The following is a 22,693-nucleotide window of genomic DNA, read 5'->3' as shown; positions in this document are numbered from 1 at the left end:
CTCCTATCTGTTGTCTTCGAGGATCATGGCCGCCGCTTTTTCGGCGATCATGATCACAGGCGAATTGGTGTTTCCTGACGTGATCGACGGCATGATCGAGGCATCGGCGATCCGGAGCCGCCCAAGCGCCCGCATCTTCAGCCGCGGATCGACGACGCTCTCGCGATCGCCGCCCATCCGGCAAGTGCCGACGGGATGGAAGATCGTCGTGCCGATATCGCCCGCCGCCTGCGCCAGTTCCTCATCGCTCCGGTAGGACGGGCCGGGCTTGAACTCTTCCGGGTTGAAGCGGGCGAAGGAGGGTTGCGCCACGATCCGCCGTGTCAGCTTTATCGATCTGACAGCTATGTCGCGATCGCGTTCCGTCGAGAGGTATCTTGGCGCGATCGTCGGCTGCATGGCGAAATCCGGGCTCGACAGGTGTACCGAGCCACGGCTCTCCGGCCGCAGATTGCAGACGCTGGCCGTAATCGCCGGGAAGGCGTGCACGGGGTCGCCGAACTTGTCGAGCGAGACCGGCTGCACGTGATATTGCAGATCGGGCGTCTCCTTGTCCGGTCCCGAACGGGTGAAGATGCCGAGCTGGCTCGGCGCCATCGCCATCGGGCCGGAGCGGCGCACCAGATATTCAAACCCGATCGCCGCCTTGCCGATCAGCTTCGTCGCCTTCTCGTTCAGCGTCGGAACACCGGTTACCTTATAGACCAACCGCAGCTGCAGGTGATCCTGCAGGTTCTCGCCGACGCCTCGCACCTCGCTCACGACATCGATGCCTGCATTCTGCAGCACGTCGCCCCGGCCGATGCCCGACAGCTCGAGGATATGCGGGGTGCCGATCGATCCGGCCGAAAGGATCGTCTCCTTCGACGCATAGGCCTGCTTTGCCGTGCCGCCATGCTGGAACTCGACGCCGGTGACCACACCCTCCTCGATCAGCAATCGGCGCACCTGCGCCTTGGTCATCACCTTGAGATTGCCGCGCTTCATCGCCGGGCGGAGGAACGCCTTGGTGGCATTCCAGCGGATACCCGAGCGCTGATTGACGTCGAAGTAACCGGAGCCCTCGTTGGTTCCGCGATTGAAATCCTCGGTGACGGGAATGCCCGCTTCCTTCGCCGCCTGCTGGAAGGCCTCGAGCACCGCCCATTTGACGCGCGCCTTCTCCACCCGCCATTCCCCGCCGGCGCCGTGCATCTCGTCCTTGCCGCGATAGTGATCCTCCGACTTGCGGAAGAAAGGCAGCACGTCGTCCCAGCTCCAGCCGGGGCAGCCCATCTGCCGCCAGAGGTCATAGTCGCGGGCCTGGCCGCGCATATAGATCATGCCGTTGATCGACGAGCAGCCGCCGAGCACCTTGCCGCGCGGGTAGTTCAGCGCGCGGCCGTTCAACCCGTCCTCTGGCGCTGTCGTGAAGCACCAGTCGGTGCGCGGGTTGTTGATGCAGTAGAGATAACCGACCGGAATGTGGATCCAGTGGTAGTTGTCGTTGCCCCCAGCCTCCAGCAGGAGGACGCGGTTGTTGCGGTTCTCAGACAGGCGGTTGGCCAGCACGCAGCCCGCGCTGCCGGCGCCGATGATGATATAGTCGTAGCGATCCATCTTCAGCACCGGCCGCTCAGCGGCGATAGACAAAGCCTAGCCTGCGGCCGATCCGCGACGCGTAGAACTCGCCGATGATACCACAGCGGAAAATCAGCACGCAGACCATGAAGACGACGCCGGTGATGATCGTGACAGGGAATTCCGAGGTCGCGAGGTAGTTCTGCAGCGTCACCACGAGCCCGGCGCCGAAGATCGGCCCGATCAGCGTGCCGATACCGCCGAGCAGCGTCATCAGGATCACCTCGCCCGACATCTGCCAGGCAACATCGGTCAGCGTCGCGAACTGGAAGACCAGCGATTTGACCGCGCCCGCAAGTCCGGCAAGGGCCGCCGACATCACGAAGGCACCGAGCTTGTATCGCGCCACGGAATAGCCGAGCGATATGGCGCGCTGCTCGTTCTCGCGGATCGATTTCAGGATCATGCCGAAGGGCGAGTTGATGAAGCGCCAGATGATGAGGAGACCGATGATGAAGACGGCGAGGACGAAGAAATACATGTTCGTGGAGTCGTTCAGGTCGATGAAGCCGAGAAGATGGCCGCGCGGCACGGACTGGATGCCGTCCTCGCCCTCGGTGAACTCCGCCTGCAGGCAGAAGAAGAAGAACATCTGCGACAGCGCCAGCGTGATCATTGCGAAATAGATGCCCTGCCGGCGGATCGCGATATAGCCCATGATCAGCCCGAGGAACGCCGCGCCCGCGACGCCGACGAGAATGCCGAGCTCCGGCGGCAGGCCCCATTCCTTCACCGTATAGGCGGTGAAATAGGCCGCGCCGCCGAAGAAGGTCGCGTGGCCGAAGGAGAGCAGCCCGGTATAGCCGAGCAGCAGGTTGAAGGCGCAGGCAAAGAGCGCGAAGCACAGCAGCTTCATCAGGAAGATCGGGTAGAAGAAGAACGGCGCCAGCAGCAGAAGCAGCAGGCCGATGACCAGGAACCCGGCCTGGACCGATAGCGCGATGCGGCTCTTTTCCGTGCGGATGGTTTCGGTGATGTCAGTCATGTCACGCATCCCGGCCGAAGAGGCCCGCAGGCCGGATGAGAAGCACGATCGCCATGATCACGAAGATCACGATGTTCGACGCCTCAGGATAGAAAACCTTGGTCAGGCCCTCGGCAATGCCGAGCACATAGCCTGTGATGATCGCCCCCATGATCGAGCCCATGCCGCCGACGACCACGACGGCGAAGACGACGATGATGATGTTCGAGCCCATCAGCGGCGATACCTGGTAAATCGGCGCCGCCAAGACGCCCGCGAAAGCCGCCAGACCGGCGCCCAGCGCGTAGGTCAGCGTCAGCAGCAGCGGAACGTTGACGCCGAAGACCTGCACCAGCGTCGTGTTTTCGGTGGCGGCACGCAGATAGGCGCCGAGCTTGGTCTTCTCGATCAGCAGCCAAGTGCCGATGCAGATGACCAGCGAGACGATGACCACCCAGCCGCGATAGATCGGCAGGAACATGAAGCCGAGATTGGTGCCGCCGGCGAGTGCTGCGGGCGTCGCATAGGGCTGACCGGAGGAGCCGTAGAGATAGCGGAACGTCCCCTCGATCGCCAGCGCCATGCCGAAGGTGAAGAGCAGGCCATAGAGCGGATCGAGATCATAGAGCCGCCGCAGGAACAGCCGCTCGATGACGGCCCCGAAGAGGCCGACAACGACAGGCGCCAGGATCAGCGCCGGCCAATAGCCAATACCGCCATAGGCAAGCATCAGATAGGCGACGAAGGCCCCGAGCATGTATTGCGCGCCATGGGCGAAGTTGATGACCCGCAGCAGGCCGAAGATGATGGCGAGGCCGAGGCTGAGCAGCGCGTAGAAGGAGCCGTTGATCAGGCCGATGAGAAGCTGACCGAGGAATGCCTGGAGGGGGATGCCGAAGATCATGGTCATGGGGCGATCTCCTCATTTCTGTGGGATGAAATGCCCTCTCTGGCCTGCCGGCCATCTCCCCCACGAGGGGGGAGAAGACTCGCGGCGCACGCTCGCGTCAATCGGATGTCGGCGGTGCGGCGAAATAAGCCCCTCCCCCTTGTGGGGAGGGGTTGGGGAGGGGTCTTGATCAGGAACGCAACCATAACCTAAACCCCCAAAACCTTGTGCAGCGTATCCATCCGCTGCGGCAGTTCGCCGACCGGGAATTCCGACACCACCTGCCCATGATCCATCAGATAGAAGCGGTCGGCGATGCGGCTGGCGAAGCGGAAGTTCTGCTCGACGAGCAGGATCGTCATGCCGCGCTGTTTCAGCGTCTTCAGCACCTCGCCGATGCGCTGGACGATGACGGGCGCCAATCCTTCCGTCGGTTCATCGAGCAGAAGCATCTTCACGCCGGTGCGCAACACGCGGGCGATCGCCAGCATCTGCTGTTCGCCGCCCGAAAGCTTGGTGCCGGAGCTTGCCCGCCGCTCGTAGAGGTTCGGGAAGAGCTCGTAGATCTCGTCAACAGTCATCCCGCCTTCGGCGACGACGGGCGGCAGCAGCAGGTTTTCGGAGACGGTCAACGTCGAGAAGATGCCACGCTCCTCGGGTACGAAGCCGATGCCCTTATGCGCTGTCTTGTGCAGCGGCACCTGCATCATGTCGGTTCCGGCAAAGCTGATCTTTCCCTTTCGGGCGCGCACGATGCCGGTGATGGTGCGCAGCGTCGTCGTCTTGCCGACGCCGTTGCGGCCGAGGATGGTGATCGTCTCGCCCTCACCGACCGTCATGTCGATGCCATGCAGGATGTGGCTTTCGCCGTACCAGGCGTTCAGCCCCTGAATTTCGAGCAGTGGCGCCATCAGCCCTCCTCCGAGCCCATATAGGCCTGGCGCACACGCGGATCCTGGCTGACCGTCGCGTAATCGCCCTCGGCGAGGATTTCGCCCCGCTGCAGCACGGTCACATGCTGGCAGATATTGGCGACCACGGAGAGATTGTGCTCGACCATCAGCACGGCCCGGTCGCGGGCGACATCGCGGATGATGGCGGAAACGACGCTGACATCCTCCTGCCCCATGCCGGCCATCGGCTCGTCGAGCAGCAGCACCTTGGGATCGAGCGCCAGCGTCGTGGCGATCTCCAGCACGCGCTTGCGGCCGTAGGAAAGATCGGCGGCGATCGCATCGCGCTCCTTGGAAAGACCGACGCTCGTCAAGAGCTGCTCGGCCCGGCCGGTCAGCTGATCGAGCGCCGAGAGCGGCCGCCAGAACTGCGTCGACAGATTGTTCGGCCGCTGCAGCGCGACCCGCACATTGTCGAGCACGGAAAGATGCGGAAAGACCGCTGAAATCTGGAAGGAGCGGACGAGCCCCATGCGCGCCACCCTGTCGGGGGGCGTCCTGGTGATATCGGTGCCCATCAGCGTAATCGTACCCGCCGTCGGCTGCAGGAACTTTGTGAGCAGGTTGAAGACCGTTGTCTTGCCCGCCCCGTTCGGGCCGATCAGCGCGTGGACGCTGGCATCATGGATATCGAGATCGACATTCTTCACCGCGGTGAAACCGCCGAAATCCCGTCTAAGGCCGCGGGCGGAAAGAACCACCCGCGGCTTCGTGTCAGTCACTGGTGCGGAAACCGCCATGGATCACTTCACCAGATCGCAGCCGCTCTTGGCGGGATCGATATAGGCTTCCTTGCCGGGAATGGTGGCGAGCACGTTGAAGTAATCCCACGGCTCCTTGCTCTCGTCAGGCTTCTTGACCTGCAGCAGGTACATGTCGTGGATCATGCGGCCGTTGGCGCCGACTGTGCCGCCGCGGCCGAAGACGTCGTCGACGGGCATTTCATGCAGCTGCTTGGCAACCGCTTCCGTCTCGTCGGTGCCGGCCTTCTGCACGGCCTTCAGGTACTGGAGCACGGCCGAATAAGTGCCTGCATGGATCATGTTCGGCATCTTGCCAGTGCGGTCAAAGAACTTCTTCCCGAAAGCGCGGCTCTCATCGTCGCGGTTCCAGTAATAGCCTTCGGTCAGCGTCAGGCCCTGCGCCGCTTCGAGGCCAAGGCCGTGGACTTCGGCGAGCGTGAAGAGCAGAGCCGCAAGGCGCTGGCCGCCCTGGACGATGCCGAATTCGGCCGCCTGCTTGATGGCGTTCGCGGTATCGAGACCGGCATTGGCAAGGCCGATGACCTTGGCACCCGAAGACTGCGCCTGCAGCAGGAAGGACGAGAAATCCTGGCTCGACAGCGGGTGACGCACCGAACCGACGATCGTGCCGCCATTCGCCTTGACGAAATCGCCGGTCTGCTGCTCCAGCGAATAGCCGAAGGCATAGTCGGCGGTCAGGAAGAACCAGCTGTCGCCGCCCTGTTTGACGAGCGCGCCGCCGGTGCCGACGGCGAGAGCGTGCGTGTCATAGGCCCAGTGGAAGCCATAGGGGCTGCAGGCCTTGCCGGTCAGGTCGGTAGTTGCCGCACCGGTGACGATGTCGATCTTCTTCTGTTCCTTGGCGACGGCCTGGACGGCGAGCGCCACCGAGGATGTCGTCAGCTCCATGATCGCATCCACCTGCTCGGTGTCATACCACTGGCGGGCAATATTCGAGGCGACGTCGGGCTTGTTCTGGTGGTCGGCATCGACGATCTCGATCGGCATGTCGAGAACCTTGCCGCCGAAATCCTCGACCGCCATCTTGGCGGCCTCCACCGAAGACTTGCCGCCGAAATCCGCGTAGACGCCCGACTGGTCGTTCAGGATGCCGATCTTGACCTTGCCGTCGGAAACCGTCGCGCTCTGCGCGAAGACGGCCGTGCTGCTTGCAAGCAGAAATGCAACGGATGCAATGAAGCTCTTTCGCATATGTCTCTCCTCCCAGAGATTGGCAGATTGCGAGTCTGTTCAAATTTGACGAGCCGTCCTCCTCAAGACAGCCACTCAACGCCCACGATCACGGAATTTTTCCGATGAAGCAACCAAGCGTTTACAAATAATTCCAAACAGTATCTGTTCATTTTTGCACAGAACCGTACCAAGAGCGCTGAATCCGGCCTCGCGGCGACACGCCGCCGCAGCCGGCATTAGACCAAAGGCTAAGACCGATACGGAGCCGAATGACCAATTCCTCGCAGTTTACTTGGGACGACCTGCAGTTTTTTCTAGCGGTGGCCAGAACCGGGCAGCTGTCGACGGCGGCGCGGCAGTTGCGGACCAGTCATGCGACGGTGTCGCGTCGGATCGACCGGCTGGAATTTGCACTAAAGGTGAAGCTGTTCGAGCGCAATCCGCGCGGCTATGTGCTGACGGCGATGGGCAACCGGTTCGTCGAGACCGCCGAGAAGATGGAACAGGAGACGGAGCGGCTGCGCGCCGACCTCGCCACCGGCGCGATGGCGCAGCGCGGTGTCGTGCGCCTCAGCGCGCCGGAGGGGTTCGCGAACTTCTTCTTTGCGACCGTGCTGCCGCAATTTGCCGAGCGGCATCCGCATCTGTCGCTGGAACTGGTCACGATCCAGCAGATCATGTCGCTGTCGCGTAAGGAGGCGGATATCAGCGTCGTGCTCGATGAACCCAAGGGCGGCCCCTACTATGCCGAGAAGCTCACCGACTATCATCTGCAGGTCTATGGATCGCGGGATTATCTCGCCGCCAGCGCCCCGGTCTTGAGCCGCGAGGATCTGCTGTCGCATCCGTTCATCAGCTATATCGAGGAGATGATCTTTGCCCCGGGGCTCGATTATCTCGGCGATGTCCATCCGCGCATCCGGCCGCAATTCCAGAGCTCCAGCATTTTCGCGCAGCTGACGGCGACGCGTAACGGGCTGGGGCTGTGCGTGCTGCCCTATTTCTTCGCCAGCCGCTATCCGGAGCTCGAGCGCGTGCTGCCCGAGGAGGTGGATCTGACCCGCAGCTACTGGATCACCTGCCATCAGGACCTGAAGCAGGCGCCGCGCGTGCGCGCCGTCATCGATTTCCTGCGCGAGGCCGTCACCTGGCCGGATGCCCGGTTCATTCCGCCCTTTGCCGTGCAGGCCGGGCGCAAGGGCGGGTGAGTGTTTCAGTACCGGCGAGGCCGTCAGGCGGCTTGCCTGCTCCCTGACACAAGGCGCATGATGAGACATCGTTTGAGTCTATTTGCCCCATGAATTCAGAACCGGATATTGCCATCATCGGAGCGGGCGCCGCAGGCGTCGGCGCAGCAAGAAGGCTTGCGGCAAGCGGCCTCTCGGTTTCCGTCTTCGAAGCCCTGCCCCGCATCGGCGGCCGTGCCTGGACGTTGCAGACACCTGTCGCCGCGATCGATCTCGGTTGCGGCTGGCTGCATTCCGGCGACCGCAATCCCTGGACGCGGATTGCCGAAGACGCCGGGATTTCAGTCGATCGCAAGCCAAGCGCCTGGCACCGGCAGGATCGCGATTTCGGCTTTCCGCAGGCCGAACGTGAGGCTGCCCGCGCCGCCTTTGCCCGCTGGAGCGAGCGTGTCGCCGATACGCCGCCGCCAAGCGATTGCGCCATCGACGCGGTGGAGCCCGGAGAACCCTGGCTCGCCTATCTGCAGGCGCTGAGCGGCTATATCAGCGGCGACGAGCTGGAGGGGATCTCCGCTAAAGACTATGCTGCCTATGACGAGGCCTCGACGGAGTATAACTGGCGGGTCGAGACCGGCTACGGCGCGCTTGTCGCCTCGACCATGCCGGCTTCGGTGGAGCTGCATGTCGGGACGATGGTGCAGTCGATTGCGCTCGGCGGAAGCCGGGTGGTGCTGCAGACAGCGCAGGGCGCTGTGAGGCCGAAGGCTGTCATCATCGCCGTCTCCACCAATGTGCTTGCGGGCGGCTTTATTCGGATGCCCTCGCCGCTCGATCCGTGGCGCGAGGCAGCGGCAAAACTGCCGCTCGGCAATAACGAGAAGCTCTATTTCCAAATAACCGGCGGCAACAGCTTCGAAGCCGAGAGCCATGTCCTCGGCAATCCGCGCGATCCGAAGACCGGCACCTATTATATACGCCCCTTCGGCAAACCCGTGATCGAGGTCTTTCTCGGCGGAGCCGGAGCCCGCGCCGTCGCAACCCATCCGGACGGTGCCTTCCCGCATGCAATGGATGAACTGGCGGCGATCTTCGGTTCCGGTATCCGCAAAGAGTTGCGCCCGCTCGCCGCCTCGGAGTGGACGAATACGCCCTCGATCCGCGGTGGCTACAGCCACGCCCTGCCCGGCCAGGCCGATGCTCGCCTCGAGCTGGCAAAGCCCTATGACGGCAGGGTATTTTTTGCCGGCGAAGCAACGCACCAGACGGATTTTTCGACGGCCCACGGCGCCTATCAAAGCGGGCTTCGCGCCGCGGAAGAGGCGCTGCAGGCACTAGGCCGGTAGAGCCGTCTACCCCCAATTGCAACCGGTAGAGCTTTGTGCCACGCTGGCTTTGCCGTTTCGGCAGTCGCAGAGGAAGGGGACCCTCGCATGCTTCTATTTCTTGCATTTTTGATTGGGATCATTGCCGGCCTTCGGGCCATGACTGCACCCGCCGCCGTTGCCTGGGGCGCGGCTCTCGGCTGGTTCGACGTATCGCAGACCCCGCTTGCCTTCATGGGCTACAAGTGGACGCCGTGGATCTTCACGGTGCTCGCCGCCGTCGAGCTGATCACCGACCAGCTGCCGACGACGCCGAGCCGCAAGGTGCCGATGCAGTTCGGCGCCCGCATCATCATGGGTGCACTGACCGGCGCCACGATCGGGGCTTCCGGCGGTTCGCTCGTAGGCGGCCTGATTGCCGGTGTGGTCGGCGCGGTCGTTGGAACGCTTGGCGGCGCTGCCGTCCGCGGCAAGCTCGCGGCCATTTTCGGCAAGGATACGCCGGCGGCGCTGATCGAAGACGCGATCGCCATCGTCGGCGCCATCCTCATCATCTCGGCGGTCGCATGAAGACCTACGACGCCATCTTCATCGGGGCCGGCCAGGCCGGTCCCTTTCTTGCTGCCCGCATGGCCGAGAAGGGCATGAAGGTGGCGCTGATCGAGCGCAAATATCTCGGCGGCACCTGCGTCAATGCCGGCTGCATGCCGACCAAGACGCTGGTCGCCAGCGCCCGCGCCGCGCATGTGGCACGCACCGGCGGCGATTATGGCGTCAAGATTTCGGGTCCGATCGGGATCGACATGAAGGTGGTGCGCAAGCGCGCCGAAACCGTGACGATGAACGCCCGCAACGGGCTGACCGGCTGGTTCTCCGGCATGGAGACCATGGAGGTGATCTATGGCCACGCGACATTCACCGGCGCCAGGACCGTCGCGGTCAATGGCGAGGTGCTGACTGCGCCGCAGATCTTCCTGAATGTCGGCGCCCGGCCGACCATTCCGGATTTTCCGGGCCTCACCGATGTCGATTATCTCACCAGCACCTCGATCATCCAGATCGATACCCTGCCCCGCCATCTCGTGGTGATCGGCGGCAGCTATATCGGCTTGGAATTCGCACAGATGTACCGCCGCTTCGGCGCCGAGGTGACGGTCATCGAGCGCGGCCCGAAACTCGCCTCGCGCGAGGACGAGGATATCTCGGATGCGATCGAGGAAATCATCGCTTCCGAAGGCATCGCCGTTCATACCGGAGCGGAGAACATCGCTTTCGCCAAGGCGGGTGACGGCATCGCCGTCTCGATTTCCGGCAAGCCGGATATCAAGGCCAGCCATGTGCTCGTCGCCACCGGTCGCACGCCGAATACCGGCGATCTCGGCCTCGACAAGGCAGGTGTCGCGACTGACAAACGCGGCTTCATCACTGTCGATGACCGGCTGATGACCAATGTCGAGGGCATCTATGCGCTCGGCGACTGCAACGGCCACGGCGCCTTCACGCATACGTCCTATAACGACTTCGAGATCGCAGCCGCCAATCTGCTTGATGGCGGCGACCGAAAGGTGTCGAGCCGCATTCCCGCCTACGCGCTCTATATCGATCCGCCGCTCGGCCGGGCCGGGATGACGGAGAAGCAGGCGCGCGCGTCCGGCCGCAAGGTCGCCGTCTCGAAACGGCCGATGAGCCGTGTCGGCCGCGCCAATGAACGCGGCGAGACCAAAGGCTTCATGAAGATCGTCGCGGATGCGGAAACCCAGGAAATCCTCGGCGCCGCCTTCCTCGGCATCGAGGGCGACGAGGCGATCCACGGGATCATCGACGCCATGAATGCCGGGACGACCTATCCGGTCCTGCAATGGTCGGTGCCGATCCATCCGACCGTCTCGGAGCTCATTCCGACGATCATCGGCGATCTCAAGCCTGTTTGACCAAACAGGTCATCTGACGCCGTTTCCGGACTTGCATCCTTGCTGAAATTGGATTTATCTCGCGCTGTTCTCAGGGCGGGGTGCAATTCCCCACCGGCGGTATCGGGGAAACCCGGAGCCCGCGAGCGCTTCCGCAGATGGAAGGTCAGCAGATCCGGTGAGAGGCCGGAGCCGACGGTATAGTCCGGATGGAAGAGAGCATGCAGGCAGCACCTTTCCGCGCGAGAGGTGTGCAGTGCTGTTCGCCCAAGGGAGAATTGGGCCGCTTCGCGGCTCGACGCAACCGCCAGAAATGGCACCCTTGAAAGGCAGAGACATGACTATCGCAACCAAACCCCAGGGCATCAAGATCGCCGTCGTGCGCGCCCGCTGGCATGCCGGTATCGTCGACCAGTGTGTGAATTCCTTCGTTTCGACGTGGCAGGCGCAAGGCGGCAATGCCGCCGATGTCGAGATATTCGACGTTCCCGGCGCGCTTGAAATCCCGCTTCACGCACAGACGCTCGCCCGCACCGGCAAATATGCCGCGGTCCTCGGCTGCGCCTTCGTGGTCGATGGCGGCATCTACCGGCACGACTTCGTCGCGGGCACCGTTCTCGATGGCCTGATGCGCGTGCAGCTGGATACCAGCATCCCGGTTCTCTCGGCAGTGCTGACGCCGCATCACTTCCAGGAGAGCGAAGCCCATATCGAGTTCTTCATGAACCACTTCGTAATCAAGGGCCAGGAGGCTGCCAACGCCTGCCGGGCAATTCTCGAGGCACGCAGCAACCTCGCGGTCGCCGCGCTCTGATCGGATGAAACAAGCCAACGCGCCGGTAGCCGGCGCGTCTGCCATTAGGCGGCTTTAGCCCGAAGCCGGGCGCGGGGTTTTTTCGCGGCCGGCAGCCGGCGCAGTGCTCGTCAGCGTCTGGCCGTGGAAGCGGCTCAATTGACCGGTGACGTCGGCGATCTCGCTTTCCGTTCGCGCCGCATCCCAGCCGAGCGCTGCGGCTGTGATGCCGGCGATCTCCCGCAAGCCTTCGATCGTCAGCCGCCCCTCGATCGCCAGCGTCGTGCGGCGAAGCACGATATCGGCGAGGTGGACGACAAGCTCGCTTCTGGCGATCCAGTCGATCTCCCTGAAGCTGTGTCGGGGCGCGCCTGTCAGTCTCGTCTCGTCTGACTGAACCGAAGCGAATGTGAGGATCGCAGCAGCCGTCGTGCCGTAGCGGCTCAGCAATTCGTCGGCGCGTTCGATCGTCACGCCGCCCTTCGCGGCCAGATCCTTGATCCAGTGTCCGCGCTTTTCGCCATCGACGGGAAAGCCCTTGCCGCCGCCGATCGCCAGATAACGCGTGGATTCCCGGCGGTCGCGCTGCAGGCGGGAGAGAACGGTATCGGCGACTTCTTCGGCAAAGCCGCGGAACGTCGTCCATTTGCCGCCGACCAGCGAGACGATCGGGAACGGGCGGTTGTCTTCAGGTTCCTTCACCGGTGCGGAATGATCGCGGCTGATCAGGCCCGGCGCCGTTGCATCGGAGGCGGGCAGCGGGCGGATGCCGCTGTAGCTGTAAACGATCTGGTCGCGGTCGAAGCGCAGCGTCGGCAGCAGCGAGCGGACGCTTTCGAGGAAGTAATCGGTCTCCGGCTCCTCGCAGAGGACATTGTCTGGGTCATCCGCCGGAATATCGGTCGAGCCGACCAGCGCCAGCCCGAGATAGCTGTAGACGAGGCAGATGCGGCCGTCGTCGGCCTCGAAATAGATCATATGGCCGTTCAGGCTGCGCACCAGTTCAGGGTGGTCGAGCAGGATATGCGATCCCTTGGTGCCGCCGATCAGGTGTGACGGCGCCCCGAGTGCGGCATTGACATGATCGATCCAGGGACCCGCCGCGTTGACCACGAGCTTTGGCTCCACGGCGAAGCCCGATCCGTTGGCTTGCCGGAATGTCAGCCGGCCCTCCTCGACGGAATCCAGCGTCGCGAAATTGGCGGCCAGACTTTTCGGATTGGCATCGCAGCCATCCTTGACCAGCTCATAGACAAGCCGCTCCGGGCGGCTGATCTTGGCGTCGTAATAGATGCCGCCGGCGACGATCGCTGGCGTGACATGCGGCATTTCCTTGCGCGCCTGGCGCTTCAGGATCAACCTGTGCTTCGGCATGACGCGGTCGCGGGAGCCGAAGAAATCGTATAGCCCGAGGCCGATCTTGATCAGCACGGCCCCGCGGCTGCGCGGTGCCGTCTTCGAGCCGAAGAGCGTGCGCAAGGCCGCCCAGATGCCACGCGTCCAGGAGAAGACCGGGATGAAGGTCGGCAGCGGCTCGACGCAATGCGGCGCGTTCTTGAGAAGCAGATTGCGCTCCAGCGTCGATTGCGCCACGAGGCCGAATTCGCCGGTCTCGAGGTATTTCAGGCCGCCGTGGATAAGGCGTGAGGGTGCGGCGCTGGTGCCGGATCCGAAATCGCTCTTGTCGACGATCAGGCAGTTGACGCCCTGCGCCGAGAGATCGCGGAAAAGCCCCGCGCCATTGATGCCCGCCCCGATGATCAGGACGTCGATATCGCCCTCTCCAAGGTTCGAGAAGCGCTGCTGCATGTCGGCTGTCATGGTCGTATCCTAAATCGCCGGTGGGAGCGCCGGCTTTCGTCTTGTCAGTTTGCCGCGTTTACGGGTGCGAGGCCGGCAATCTTCGGCCAGAGCGGCGTCATCGCCTCGGCGATTTCGCGAAATACCTGGTAGCGCTTCTCGTAATCGGCGCTGCGCGCCGCATCCGGTTCGCAGGTCCTGGCGATGCTTGCTATGTCACGGGGATCGGCTTGCGGATCGGCATAGATCCCGGCGCCCGATCCGGCGCAAAGCGCCGCACCCCAGGCCGCCGCCTCATCGGTCTCGGTCACCGTCACGGGCATGCCGAGGACGTCGGCAAACATCTGAACGACGGTCGGATTGCGCGACACGCCGCCTGCAAGCCGCGCCCGATCGAAGGAAAAACCATCGCGCAGCGCGTCGACATGGATGCGATGGTTGAAGGCAATGCCTTCGAGGACGGCGCGTAGCATATCGCCGCGATCGTGCCAGCCGCCGAGCCCGAAGAAGCTGGCGCTGGCTGCGGCGCCATAGGGCGAACCGAAGAGATACGGGTGGAAGAGCGCGGTCGATGGGCGTTCGAAGGCCGCGTCGATCTCCGGCGCCAGCAGCGCGTGGATGGCGCCGCCCTGTGCCCGCTCGCTGGCGCAGAGCGTATCGAGAAACCAGTCGTAATTCGCGGTCGAGGCCGGCGAGATCGACATGCTGTTCCAGATGCCGGGCGCAATGCCGTTGCGGCAGAACCACCGCCTGTCGACGCGCGGCTCGGAAGACAGCGTCTCGTTGATCGAATAGGTCCCGGCGATAACGGCGACGACGCCCTGCCCGTATCCGCCAGCGCCCAACGCCGAGGCGGTGACATCATGCAATCCGGCGACGACGGGCGTGCATTCGGCTAGGCCGGTCCGTAGCGCCGCCTCGGGCGTCACCCGTCCGACGATCTGGTCGGAGCGGGAGGCCGGCGGCAAGGCGTGAACGAGCGCTTCGAGACCGAAGAGTTTCAGCGCGTCCTGGCTATAATCCTGCGTGCGCACATTGGTGAAGGAGGTGCTGGCCTCGGTGCGGTCGGTGCCGATAATGCCCGTGAGGCAGAAGCGCAGCCAGTCCTTGCAGCTGATGAAATGGCCGATTTGCTGAAAACGCTCAGGCTCGTTCTCGCGGATCCAGGCGAGCAGTGCCGAGGGCGCCGAGACATGCGGAATCTGGCCGGTCAATTCGATCGAGGCATCCGCCACCTCGCCCTCCCAGCGATCGACGATCTCCCCTGCCCGGCTGTCGAGCGAGAGGATGGCGCGGCCGAGCGGCTTCTGGTCGTGATCGAGGAGATAGATGCCATCGCCATGCGCCGTGGCGGAAATCGCCTGGATGTCGTTCGCCGGCCGGCCGCTCAGCGCGATCGCCTCGCGGATGGCATCGGCGGTCGCCGTCCAGAGCTCCTCCATATCGCGCTCGATATGGCGCGCCTTCGGCATGAACTGCGTGACGCGGCGCCTGCTGACTGCGAGCGGCGTCCCGTCGATATCGAAAATGACGGCCTTGGTGACCGTCAGGCCACTATCGATCCCGAGCAGACTCGGCATTCGCCCTTACCTCGTTTGTGCAACGGGCAAGCCGCCTTACGAGCGCCCCTGGGCACCCCGGGCAACCACCACGTTGATATCCTTGGACCGCATGCGGTCGATATGCACGGGATTGGTCTTGTCGTCGACGATGACGACATCGAACTCGTCCAGTGCTGCGAAACTGTGAAGTGCCCGCCGTTCGAACTTGGTGTGATCGGCAAGCAGGATACGTTTGACGGAACAGTCGAACATGGCGCGCTTGGTATCGACGGTCTCGGGCGACTGGTGCAGCACCGTGCCGTCGCTGATCGCCGACATCGAAATGAAGGCAACATCAGCGCGCAAACCCTTGATTTCGCTGATCGTCATGCGTCCCATGAAGGCGTTGCACCAGTTGTAATATTGCCCACCCAGCGCCAGCAGCGTCACGTCGTGCATGCCGGTCAGCGCGTTCATCAGCGTCAACGAGTTGGTGATCGCGGTGACGGGAACCCTGGACGGCAGATGCGTTGCCATCTGCAGAACCGTCGTGGAGTCGTCGAAGAAGATCGCCTGGCCGGGCTCGACGAATTGCATCGCCGCCTCGGCGATCAGCTTCTTTTCAGTCGCCTGGCGGTTAGAGCGGTAAACGTCGCTGGATTCGATGAGATTGGTGGCGGCGGCCGTCACGATGCCGCGCGTCTTGCGAAACAGCCCGCGGCTGACCAGCTCATCGACATCGCGATGCGCCGTCATCAGGCTGATGCCGAAACGGTCGGTCAGGTCTTCAATCCGCATAGAGCCTTCACTCATCACGGCCTCTGCGATCATGCGGCGGCGCGCGATCTGGCGCGTCTGCCGGCTGTCGCTCGTAAGCTGCTCCAACAGATCTTCGCCCTGGCTGGTCTTCTGTGTCACGGGTCACCCCTGTCGCTGAATTCTGGATACCAGCTTCGTACAGTGATTGCCGTGCCAAGGCAAAATGGCGAAACGGAACGGGCGGCTTATACCGCGGGCAACCGTTTCAGGCATGCGGGGAGCCGGGCGGGTGATGCCGCCCGGCTTGGAGAGCGCCCTTGCGGGCGCCCCGACCGATTACTGCTCGAGAACGAACGGACCGGTGTACTTGTCGACATTGTCCTTGGTGATCAGCAGGCAATCGAAGAGCTGCTTTTCGCTCTTGGCGCCGGTGCTGCCGTTCTTGATGACATTGTCGGCCTGCTTGACGGCTTCTTCGGAGAAGATCGCAACCGGCTGGAGGACGGTGTACTGCAGTTCGCCGGCCTTGATCGCGGCAACAGCATCCGGAGAACCGTCGAAGCCGCCGACCTTGATGTTGGCGAGCTTGCCGGCTTCCTTCAGCGCTGCGATCGCGCCGAGAGCCATTTCGTCGTTGCCGGAGATGACGCCGACGATGTCAGGATTTGCCTGCAGCATGGACTGCATCTTGTTGTGACCCTTGGTGCGGTCCCAATCGGCAACTTCCTTGGCAACCTTCTTCAGGTCCGGGTACTGCGACAGCACGGTTTCGTAACCGTTCGAGCGCGTTGCGGCGTTGTTGTCGGAGGGAGCGCCGAAGAGTTCGGCATAGTTGCCCTTGTCGCCGACAGCTTCGACCCACTGCTGCGCACCGAGGGCGGCGCCCTGGGCGTTGTTGGAAACGAGCTGCGCCTTCGCCAGGCCTTCCTGGTTGATTTCAGCGTTGACGAGGATGACCGGGATACCGGCGGCAACAGCCTTCTTCACCGCGCCAACGGAGCCGTCAGCGTTTGCCGGGTCGAGAATGATCGCGACCGACTTGTTGGTGATCGCCGTGTCGATCAGGTTGCTCTCGGTGTTGGTGTCACCCTTGTGGGCGCTGACCGAAGCCGTGTAGCCGAGCTTTTCAGCGGTTGCCTTGGCAACGTTGCCTTCCGTCAGCCAGTAGGGGTTGGACGGGTCGTTGACGATGATCGTCATCTGACCTGCTGCCCAGGCGCTGCTGACGAGGATCGGTGCGACAGCCGCGGCGGCCAGAAGAATGCGCATGCCTTTCTTAAACATAGTCTCTCTCCCATTAGTGAGCTCAGTTGGTGCCGATGATCCGGCGGTGCTTTCCCCAATCGGCCTTTGCGCCAGAGGCCTGCCGTCGTGGATAAGTTCGGTTTCAGCCGTCAGGACGATTTGACCCGGCGGCCGTATTGGATGCTGTTCATCAGGACGGCGAGAACGATCACCGCACCGGTAAAGACGGTCTGCCAGTAGGCGGAGACGCCGATGATCACTAGGCCATCAGACAGGAAGCCGATGACGAAGGCGCCGAGCATGGTGCCGCGCACCGTGCCGCGTCCGCCCGTCAGCGCCGCGCCACCGATGACGACGGCTGCGATCGCCGTCAGTTCGTAGGTGGTGCCCGCCGTCGGACCGGCGGAGGTCAGCTGCGAGGACAGCACCAGGCCGGCGATCGCGGCGCAGACGCCGGAGAGCACATAGACGATGATCTTGACGCGCTTGACCGGAACGCCCGAGAGGTCGGCAGCGCGTTCATTGCCGCCCGATGCATAGAGCCAGCGGCCGAAGGCAGTACGGCTGAGCACGATACCGCAGACGATGGCGAGGACCGCGAGAACGATGACACCGATCGGCACGCCGCCGAGGCGGTTGAAGCCGAGCCAGTCAAAGCCGGTATTGCCGAGTTCGGGGCGGCCGCCGAGGTTGTTGTAGGTCAGGCCGTTGGTCATCAGGAGGGCGATACCGCGGGCGACATAGAGGACGCCCAGCGAGGCGACGAAGGCAGGCACCTTGAGATAGGCGACAAGCACGCCATTGACTGCGCCGACCACCGCGCCGAGCGCGCAGGTCAGCACCACAACGGCCCAGACTGGCGGATAGAGGATGACGCCGAAATAGCTGAGCGTGACGCCCTGCATCAGGAAGCCGGCGATACACCCGGCAAGCCCCAGCGTCGAGCCGACCGAAAGGTCGATGCCGCCGTTCAGGATGACCAGCAGCATGCCGATCGCCAGGATCCCGAAGATCGCCACATGCGAGGCCATGATCAGGAAGTTGTTGAGGCTGAAGTAATAGGGCGACAGGAAGGAGAAGACCGCGATGATGACGATCAGCGCGAAGAACGCACGTCCTTCCAGGATCAGGCGCACGATATTGGTGTTCCGCTTCTGCCCGTTCGAAACTGACTTCTTCTCGGTGACGTTTGTGACTGACATAATCAGTGCTCCATAATTCCGGGCTAGTGCGCGACCATGGATTCGCCGGAGGCGGCCATGATCTTTTCCTTGGTGACGTCAGAGCCAAACTCTGCCGAAATGCGGCCGCGGTGCATGACGATGATGCGATGCGCGATGCTCAGGCATTCGTTGACTTCCGAGGTCGAGTAGATGACCGCGAGGCCCTGCTTGGCGCGCTCGGCGAGCAGCTTGAAGACTTCGGCCTTGGCGCCGATATCGATGCCGCGGCTCGGTTCGTCGAGCAGGATGACCTTCGGTTCCGTCGCCAGCATCTTGCCAATGACAACCTTCTGCTGGTTGCCGCCTGAGAGCGAGCCGATCGCCGCCTCGCCGCCGTCGGTCTTGACGTGGACGCGGCGGATCGACTCGGTGACGAGATCGCGTTCGCGGCGGCCGGATGTGAAAAGGCCCTTGGTGAAGGCGCCGATGCTGGCAAGCGACAGATTGGAGCCGACGGTCATGGTCTGCACCAGGCCGTCACGCTGTCGGTCTTCGGGAACGAGGACGAGGCCGCTTTCGATGCGCCCGGCAATGCTGAGAGCACCGACATCCTGTCCTTCAAGCAGAACCCGGCCGCCGCTGGAGCGCAGCCGTCCGGCGACGCATTCCAGAAGCTCGGTGCGCCCTGCCCCCATCAGCCCGTAGATGCAGACGACCTCGCCGGCCCGCACTTTCAGCGACATGCGGTCGACGGCGTTATAGGCGGCGCCCGAGGGGCCGGGAACGGTCAGGCCTTCGATCGACAGCGCCACTTCGCCGAACTGGTGTCCTTCAGGCGGGCTGCCGAGATCGAAATTCTCGCCCACCATGTTGCGAACGATCCATTCGAGATCGATGTCCTTGCGCTCGGCATAGGCAGTCATCGTGCCGTCGCGCAGGACGACGGCGTGATTGGTGATCTGCAGCGCCTCTTCGAGGTGGTGCGAGATATAGACGATCGAGACGCCACGGCCCGTCAGGTCGTGAATGACCTTGAAGAGAACTTCGACTTCGGTGGCGCTCAGCGCCGAGGTCGGTTCGTCCATGATCAGGATGCGGGAATTGACCGAGAGTGCGCGGGCGATCTCGACGATCTGCTGCTGGCCGAGGCGAAGGTCCTCGACGCGCGTCAGCGGATCGATGTCCTCTTCGAGCTCTTCCATCAGCGCCCGGGTCTGGCGCTCTTCCTCGGCGAAATCGACGACACCGCCCTTGATGATCTCGCGGCCCATGAAGATGTTGTCACGAACGCTGAGATTGGGGGCGAGACTCAGTTCCTGGTGGATGATCGAGATGCCGCACTCGCGGGCATGGGTCGAGGACGCGAAGCTGATCGGCGAACCGTCGAGAACGATCTCGCCGGAGGTCGGCTGCACCACGCCCGAGAGGATCTTCATCAGTGTCGACTTGCCGGCGCCATTCTCACCGAACAGCGTCGTCACCTGACCGCGATGGATATCGAAGTTCACGCCCTTGAGCGCGTGAACGTTGCCATAGGACTTGGCGATGTTGCGGGCGGCGAGCACGACCTCGCCCTGGGTTCCGGGATTGCGCAGCGGCTGGCTCATTTGACCTCGACCTTCACCGGCGTGATCAGCCAGTTCTTCGGGTTGATGAGCTTGAAGACGCCGACAACGGTGGCAGTTTTTCCGTCCAGCTGGTCCGGATCGAGGCCGGAAAGCACGGTCTTCTTCATCTCGTTGTTGATGGCGGATCCGGCATCCTGATACTGGATCTGGTTGGTGAACTGGCCGAATTCGATCTCGCCGGTGGCATCGCGGAGGTCCGTGCCGTTGACCGCGGGACCGGTCTGGACACGGACCACCGTCTCGGGAGGCAATCCGTCGATCTTCATTTCATTGGTGTTCGACTTGCGGGCGCCGAAAGTGCCGGTCAGCGTCACCGGAATGACCGGACCTGTGCTCGTTGCGGTGCCGTATTTCTCGCTCGCGGCCTTCTTGTCGGCGGCAATCGCGGTTGCCAGTTCGGCGGCTGCGACGGCGCGCTGCTCGACATTGGCCTGGATCTTCGGGAACTGCTCTGTGCCGAAAGTCTCAGGCGAAAACGCCTGCTGCCGGACATCGTTTGCCGAGCCGATCTTCACGACCGTGGTGTCGAGCGCCATGGCGCCGATGACGACGACCGCGAATGCGGCGCTGACGATGAGCTTCAGATTGCCGCTGCCGGGCTTGGGGGCTGCATAATCGGGCTGTGTACTCATGTCGTGACGGCCTTTTGTCCAGGAGATGGTGAAGCGGAGGGGCTGGGTGCGATTACGATCGGAGCCGTGCCGCGGCACGACGGCTGGCCGGCTGAAGAGCCGGCGTGCAGTCCGCGGCGACGCAGGGCGCGATGAAAATCAGCATTGGAAGCCTCCTCGACAGAGAGCCGGCGCCTGTCTCCTCCAACCGCCGGAACCTGCAATCTCCATCCGGAAGTGAGCTTCCGTGATAGAACTGTGTTATTTATGCCGGAAATAATGTTATGAATTTTAACAGATGTCAACGGCCATTTTATCAGTACATGCTTGCCTAATCAGACCCTCACATGGCTTTTATCGCGCTGCATCGCAGCAAACTGATGTGGCCGGCGCACAAAAAGCCCAAAGTTGTGACGTTCAGTAAGTATCTGTATATAAACGAAAAATAAGAATTTCCATCAGCTGTATACTGGCTGATCGTTCGCTCATCGAGACTTGGCCGGAGCCGACGCTCTAAATTCCTATGTCATCCATTTTATCTGAAAAATTTTTCATGACCAGAAAAATCTTGCTGGCAATGTGATATCTTTATGTTATGTTTTGCGATGAGGCCTATGGGAGGTTTCGGCAAATATTCGATCCGGCATTTGCAGAGGCCGCGGCTTGCCGCTGGCGGCATGCGGATCAAATGATGCGGCTGGGGGATTGTTCCCTCGTGAAAGGCCGATCGGGAGGATTTGAGATGGATTGGACGCGCGTATTGCCCGTCGCGGCGTTCGCAGCATTGGCGAGATAGTCTGCGATGACATCGACCCAGAACATCATCATCGGGATCGACGCCGGAACATCCGTGATCAAGGCGGTGGCGTTCGATCTCGCAGGCCAGCAGATCGCAACCGCTTCCGTGCGTAACAAATACGCGACCGGCGACGATGGTTCGGCAACGCAATCCCTCGCGCAGACCTGGACGGATTGCGCCAGCGCATTGCGCGGTCTCGGCGAAAAGGTCGCCGATCTCGCCGCGCGCACTACCGCGGTCGCAGTCACTGGACAGGGCGACGGCACCTGGCTCGTCGGCCGCGATAATGCGCCTGTCACCGACGCATGGCTGTGGCTCGATGCCCGCGCCGCCTCGACGGTCAACCGGCTCGCCGGCGGAGTAAACAACCGCGCCCGCTTCGAAGCGACCGGCACCGGCCTCAACACCTGCCAGCAGGGCGCTCAGCTCGCCCATATGGACAAGGTCGCGCCGGAACTGCTCGATCGAAGCGAAGCCGCCCTGCACTGCAAGGACTGGCTCTATCTCAATCTCACCGGCATCCGCGCCACCGATCCCTCCGAGGCGAGCTTCACCTTCGGCAATTTCCGGACGCGTGAATACGACAGCGTCGTCATCGATGCGCTCGGCCTTGAGCGGCGCCGCAATCTTCTGCCGGAGATCATCGACGGCACCGAAGTCAGTCATCCCCTGACAGCGGAAGCCGCCAAGGCCTGCGGTCTGCTTGCGGGAACGCCCGTCTGCCTCGGCTATGTCGATATGGTGATGACGGCGCTTGGCGCCGGTGTGCGCAGCAGCGGGCGCAATGCCGCCTGCTCGACGATCGGCTCCACCGGCGTCCACATGCGCGCCAAGGCGGTGGCCGACGTTCATCTCAACAGCGAAGGCACGGGCTATGTCATCGCCCTGCCGATCCCCGGCATTGTCACCCAGGTACAGACGAATATGGGCTCGACGATCAATATCGACTGGATTCTGGAGATTGCCGCTTACCTGATGGCAGACGCCGGGAAGACCGTTTCGCACTCTGACCTGATCGCCCGGATCGACAGCTGGTTTGCCGAAAGCAAGCCGGGGTCGGTGCTATACCACCCCTATATTTCGGAGGCCGGCGAGCGCGGGCCTTTCGTCAACGCCAATGCCCGGGCAGGCTTCACGGGCCTTTCCACCCGTCACGGCTTTCCGGATCTCGTCCGCTCGGTCGTCGAGGGCCTCGGCCTTGCGACCCGCGATTGCTACGCGGCGATGGGGGCGATGCCTGAAGAACTGCGCATCACCGGTGGCGCAACCCGCTCGCTCGGACTGCGCCGCTCGCTTTCTGCTGCCGTCAACGCGCCGATCCGCCAGTCCCGGCGCGAAGAGACCGGTGCAGCCGGTGTGGCGATGATGGCTGCGGTCGCGGTCGGCGTCTACGCCACGATGGACGATTGCATTGCCGACTGGGTGACGCCGCTGCTCGGCGAGCCCGAAATCCCGGATGCCGCCGAAGCCGCGCGCTTCGATCGCCTTTTCTCCGCCTACACGGACGTGCGCCAGGCCATGGCGCCCGCCTGGGACAAGCTCGCCACTGCTGCGAGGCCAGGCGCGTAACTC

Annotated in this window: 19 protein-coding genes and 1 riboswitch; of the genes, 6 read left to right on the top strand and 13 right to left on the bottom strand. The window is 63.0% G+C overall.

Annotation, left to right across the window (positions count from 1 at the left end):
* Positions 1 to 3: 3 nt before the first annotated feature.
* From ACODR6_RS08305 to ACODR6_RS08280, 6 genes are all read right to left on the bottom strand, one after another.
* The gene (locus tag ACODR6_RS08305; RefSeq protein WP_489022235.1) at positions 4 to 1,599 is read right to left on the bottom strand and encodes a GMC family oxidoreductase; all 1,596 of its coding nucleotides are present in this window, start codon (positions 1,597 to 1,599) and stop codon (positions 4 to 6) included.
* Positions 1,600 to 1,615: 16 nt separating this feature from the next.
* Positions 1,616 to 2,605: a branched-chain amino acid ABC transporter permease gene (locus tag ACODR6_RS08300; protein WP_489022147.1), complete on the bottom strand. Its 990-nt coding sequence runs from the start codon at positions 2,603 to 2,605 to the stop codon at positions 1,616 to 1,618.
* Position 2,606: 1 nt separating this feature from the next.
* Positions 2,607 to 3,494, bottom strand: a complete 888-nt coding sequence (locus ACODR6_RS08295; RefSeq protein ID WP_489022146.1) for a branched-chain amino acid ABC transporter permease — start codon at positions 3,492 to 3,494, stop codon at positions 2,607 to 2,609.
* A gap of 188 nt (positions 3,495 to 3,682) precedes the next feature.
* A complete protein-coding gene (locus tag ACODR6_RS08290) occupies positions 3,683 to 4,384 on the bottom strand; it encodes an ABC transporter ATP-binding protein (protein WP_112720570.1) in 702 nt (233 codons plus the stop codon).
* Positions 4,384 to 5,166 (bottom strand): ABC transporter ATP-binding protein, encoded by a 783-nt coding sequence (locus tag ACODR6_RS08285; RefSeq protein ID WP_489022145.1) that lies wholly within the window; start codon positions 5,164 to 5,166, stop codon positions 4,384 to 4,386. The genes ACODR6_RS08290 and ACODR6_RS08285 overlap by 1 nt, the downstream gene beginning before the upstream one ends.
* Before the next feature lie 3 nt (positions 5,167 to 5,169).
* Positions 5,170 to 6,381, bottom strand: coding sequence for an ABC transporter substrate-binding protein (locus ACODR6_RS08280; protein WP_489022144.1), 1,212 nt, complete (start codon positions 6,379 to 6,381; stop codon positions 5,170 to 5,172).
* A 251-nt stretch (positions 6,382 to 6,632) separates the two neighbouring features.
* Here ACODR6_RS08280 and ACODR6_RS08275 point away from each other — a divergent pair, with 251 nt between their 5' ends.
* The 5 genes from ACODR6_RS08275 (at position 6,633) to ACODR6_RS08255 (ending at position 11,596) form a co-directional block, all read left to right on the top strand.
* Positions 6,633 to 7,571, top strand: coding sequence for a LysR family transcriptional regulator (locus ACODR6_RS08275; protein WP_489022141.1), 939 nt, complete (start codon positions 6,633 to 6,635; stop codon positions 7,569 to 7,571).
* Between the two features lie 89 nt (positions 7,572 to 7,660).
* Positions 7,661 to 8,893, top strand: coding sequence for a flavin monoamine oxidase family protein (locus ACODR6_RS08270; RefSeq protein ID WP_489022139.1), 1,233 nt, complete (start codon positions 7,661 to 7,663; stop codon positions 8,891 to 8,893).
* Positions 8,894 to 8,980: 87 nt separating this feature from the next.
* Positions 8,981 to 9,442 carry a DUF4126 domain-containing protein gene (locus ACODR6_RS08265; protein ID WP_489022137.1) on the top strand — a complete coding sequence of 154 codons (462 nt, stop codon included), beginning with the start codon at positions 8,981 to 8,983 and terminating at the stop codon, positions 9,440 to 9,442.
* Positions 9,439 to 10,803 (top strand): FAD-containing oxidoreductase, encoded by a 1,365-nt coding sequence (locus ACODR6_RS08260; RefSeq protein ID WP_489022135.1) that lies wholly within the window; start codon positions 9,439 to 9,441, stop codon positions 10,801 to 10,803. Before ACODR6_RS08265 ends, ACODR6_RS08260 begins: the two co-directional genes overlap by 4 nt.
* A gap of 62 nt (positions 10,804 to 10,865) precedes the next feature.
* Positions 10,866 to 11,007: riboswitch (FMN riboswitch) on the top strand.
* A 112-nt stretch (positions 11,008 to 11,119) separates the two neighbouring features.
* Positions 11,120 to 11,596 carry a 6,7-dimethyl-8-ribityllumazine synthase gene (locus ACODR6_RS08255; protein WP_112710987.1) on the top strand — a complete coding sequence of 159 codons (477 nt, stop codon included), beginning with the start codon at positions 11,120 to 11,122 and terminating at the stop codon, positions 11,594 to 11,596.
* Between the two features lie 54 nt (positions 11,597 to 11,650).
* Here the strand turns inward: ACODR6_RS08255 and ACODR6_RS08250 are convergent, their stop codons facing one another.
* The 7 genes from ACODR6_RS08250 to ACODR6_RS08220 form a co-directional block, all read right to left on the bottom strand.
* Positions 11,651 to 13,396 (bottom strand): glycerol-3-phosphate dehydrogenase/oxidase, encoded by a 1,746-nt coding sequence (locus ACODR6_RS08250; protein WP_489022132.1) that lies wholly within the window; start codon positions 13,394 to 13,396, stop codon positions 11,651 to 11,653.
* 44 nt (positions 13,397 to 13,440) lie between these two features.
* Positions 13,441 to 14,955 carry an FGGY-family carbohydrate kinase gene (locus ACODR6_RS08245; RefSeq protein WP_489022130.1) on the bottom strand — a complete coding sequence of 505 codons (1,515 nt, stop codon included), beginning with the start codon at positions 14,953 to 14,955 and terminating at the stop codon, positions 13,441 to 13,443.
* Between the two features lie 36 nt (positions 14,956 to 14,991).
* Entirely contained in the window at positions 14,992 to 15,834 is an 843-nt protein-coding gene (locus tag ACODR6_RS08240; protein WP_112710990.1) for a DeoR/GlpR family DNA-binding transcription regulator, read from the bottom strand.
* A gap of 177 nt (positions 15,835 to 16,011) precedes the next feature.
* The gene (locus ACODR6_RS08235) at positions 16,012 to 16,959 is read right to left on the bottom strand and encodes a D-ribose ABC transporter substrate-binding protein (protein ID WP_413711365.1); all 948 of its coding nucleotides are present in this window, start codon (positions 16,957 to 16,959) and stop codon (positions 16,012 to 16,014) included.
* A gap of 110 nt (positions 16,960 to 17,069) precedes the next feature.
* Positions 17,070 to 18,122, bottom strand: a complete 1,053-nt coding sequence (locus tag ACODR6_RS08230; protein ID WP_112710992.1) for an ABC transporter permease — start codon at positions 18,120 to 18,122, stop codon at positions 17,070 to 17,072.
* A 23-nt stretch (positions 18,123 to 18,145) separates the two neighbouring features.
* Positions 18,146 to 19,690: a sugar ABC transporter ATP-binding protein gene (locus ACODR6_RS08225; protein ID WP_112710993.1), complete on the bottom strand. Its 1,545-nt coding sequence runs from the start codon at positions 19,688 to 19,690 to the stop codon at positions 18,146 to 18,148.
* On the bottom strand, positions 19,687 to 20,343 hold the full coding sequence (locus ACODR6_RS08220; RefSeq protein ID WP_130281256.1) for a DUF2291 domain-containing protein: 657 nt from the start codon (positions 20,341 to 20,343) through the stop codon (positions 19,687 to 19,689). Before ACODR6_RS08220 ends, ACODR6_RS08225 begins: the two co-directional genes overlap by 4 nt.
* A gap of 781 nt (positions 20,344 to 21,124) precedes the next feature.
* Between ACODR6_RS08220 and ACODR6_RS08215 the strand changes: the two genes are divergently transcribed.
* Positions 21,125 to 22,690, top strand: coding sequence for an FGGY-family carbohydrate kinase (locus ACODR6_RS08215; RefSeq protein WP_489022126.1), 1,566 nt, complete (start codon positions 21,125 to 21,127; stop codon positions 22,688 to 22,690).
* Positions 22,691 to 22,693 lie beyond the last annotated feature (3 nt).

This window comes from Rhizobium sp. FG96, from assembly GCF_057808655.1.
This window is presented reverse-complemented; position numbering and strand designations above follow the sequence as displayed.

Bases quoted from the DNA above. Each gene is read 5' to 3' on its own strand.
- ACODR6_RS08305 (WP_489022235.1), bottom strand. From the start codon at position 1,599: ATGGATCGCTACGACTATATCATCATCGGCGCCGGCAGCGCGGGCTGC.
- ACODR6_RS08300 (WP_489022147.1), bottom strand. From the start codon at position 2,605: ATGACTGACATCACCGAAACCATCCGCACGGAAAAGAGCCGCATCGCG.
- ACODR6_RS08295 (WP_489022146.1), bottom strand. From the start codon at position 3,494: ATGACCATGATCTTCGGCATCCCCCTCCAGGCATTCCTCGGTCAGCTT.
- ACODR6_RS08290 (WP_112720570.1), bottom strand. From the start codon at position 4,384: ATGGCGCCACTGCTCGAAATTCAGGGGCTGAACGCCTGGTACGGCGAA.
- ACODR6_RS08285 (WP_489022145.1), bottom strand. From the start codon at position 5,166: ATGGCGGTTTCCGCACCAGTGACTGACACGAAGCCGCGGGTGGTTCTT.
- ACODR6_RS08280 (WP_489022144.1), bottom strand. From the start codon at position 6,381: ATGCGAAAGAGCTTCATTGCATCCGTTGCATTTCTGCTTGCAAGCAGC.
- ACODR6_RS08275 (WP_489022141.1), top strand. From the start codon at position 6,633: ATGACCAATTCCTCGCAGTTTACTTGGGACGACCTGCAGTTTTTTCTA.
- ACODR6_RS08270 (WP_489022139.1), top strand. From the start codon at position 7,661: ATGAATTCAGAACCGGATATTGCCATCATCGGAGCGGGCGCCGCAGGC.
- ACODR6_RS08265 (WP_489022137.1), top strand. From the start codon at position 8,981: ATGCTTCTATTTCTTGCATTTTTGATTGGGATCATTGCCGGCCTTCGG.
- ACODR6_RS08260 (WP_489022135.1), top strand. From the start codon at position 9,439: ATGAAGACCTACGACGCCATCTTCATCGGGGCCGGCCAGGCCGGTCCC.
- ACODR6_RS08255 (WP_112710987.1), top strand. From the start codon at position 11,120: ATGACTATCGCAACCAAACCCCAGGGCATCAAGATCGCCGTCGTGCGC.
- ACODR6_RS08250 (WP_489022132.1), bottom strand. From the start codon at position 13,396: ATGACAGCCGACATGCAGCAGCGCTTCTCGAACCTTGGAGAGGGCGAT.
- ACODR6_RS08245 (WP_489022130.1), bottom strand. From the start codon at position 14,955: ATGCCGAGTCTGCTCGGGATCGATAGTGGCCTGACGGTCACCAAGGCC.
- ACODR6_RS08235 (WP_413711365.1), bottom strand. From the start codon at position 16,959: ATGTTTAAGAAAGGCATGCGCATTCTTCTGGCCGCCGCGGCTGTCGCA.
- ACODR6_RS08230 (WP_112710992.1), bottom strand. From the start codon at position 18,122: ATGTCAGTCACAAACGTCACCGAGAAGAAGTCAGTTTCGAACGGGCAG.
- ACODR6_RS08225 (WP_112710993.1), bottom strand. From the start codon at position 19,690: ATGAGCCAGCCGCTGCGCAATCCCGGAACCCAGGGCGAGGTCGTGCTC.
- ACODR6_RS08220 (WP_130281256.1), bottom strand. From the start codon at position 20,343: ATGAGTACACAGCCCGATTATGCAGCCCCCAAGCCCGGCAGCGGCAAT.
- ACODR6_RS08215 (WP_489022126.1), top strand. From the start codon at position 21,125: ATGACATCGACCCAGAACATCATCATCGGGATCGACGCCGGAACATCC.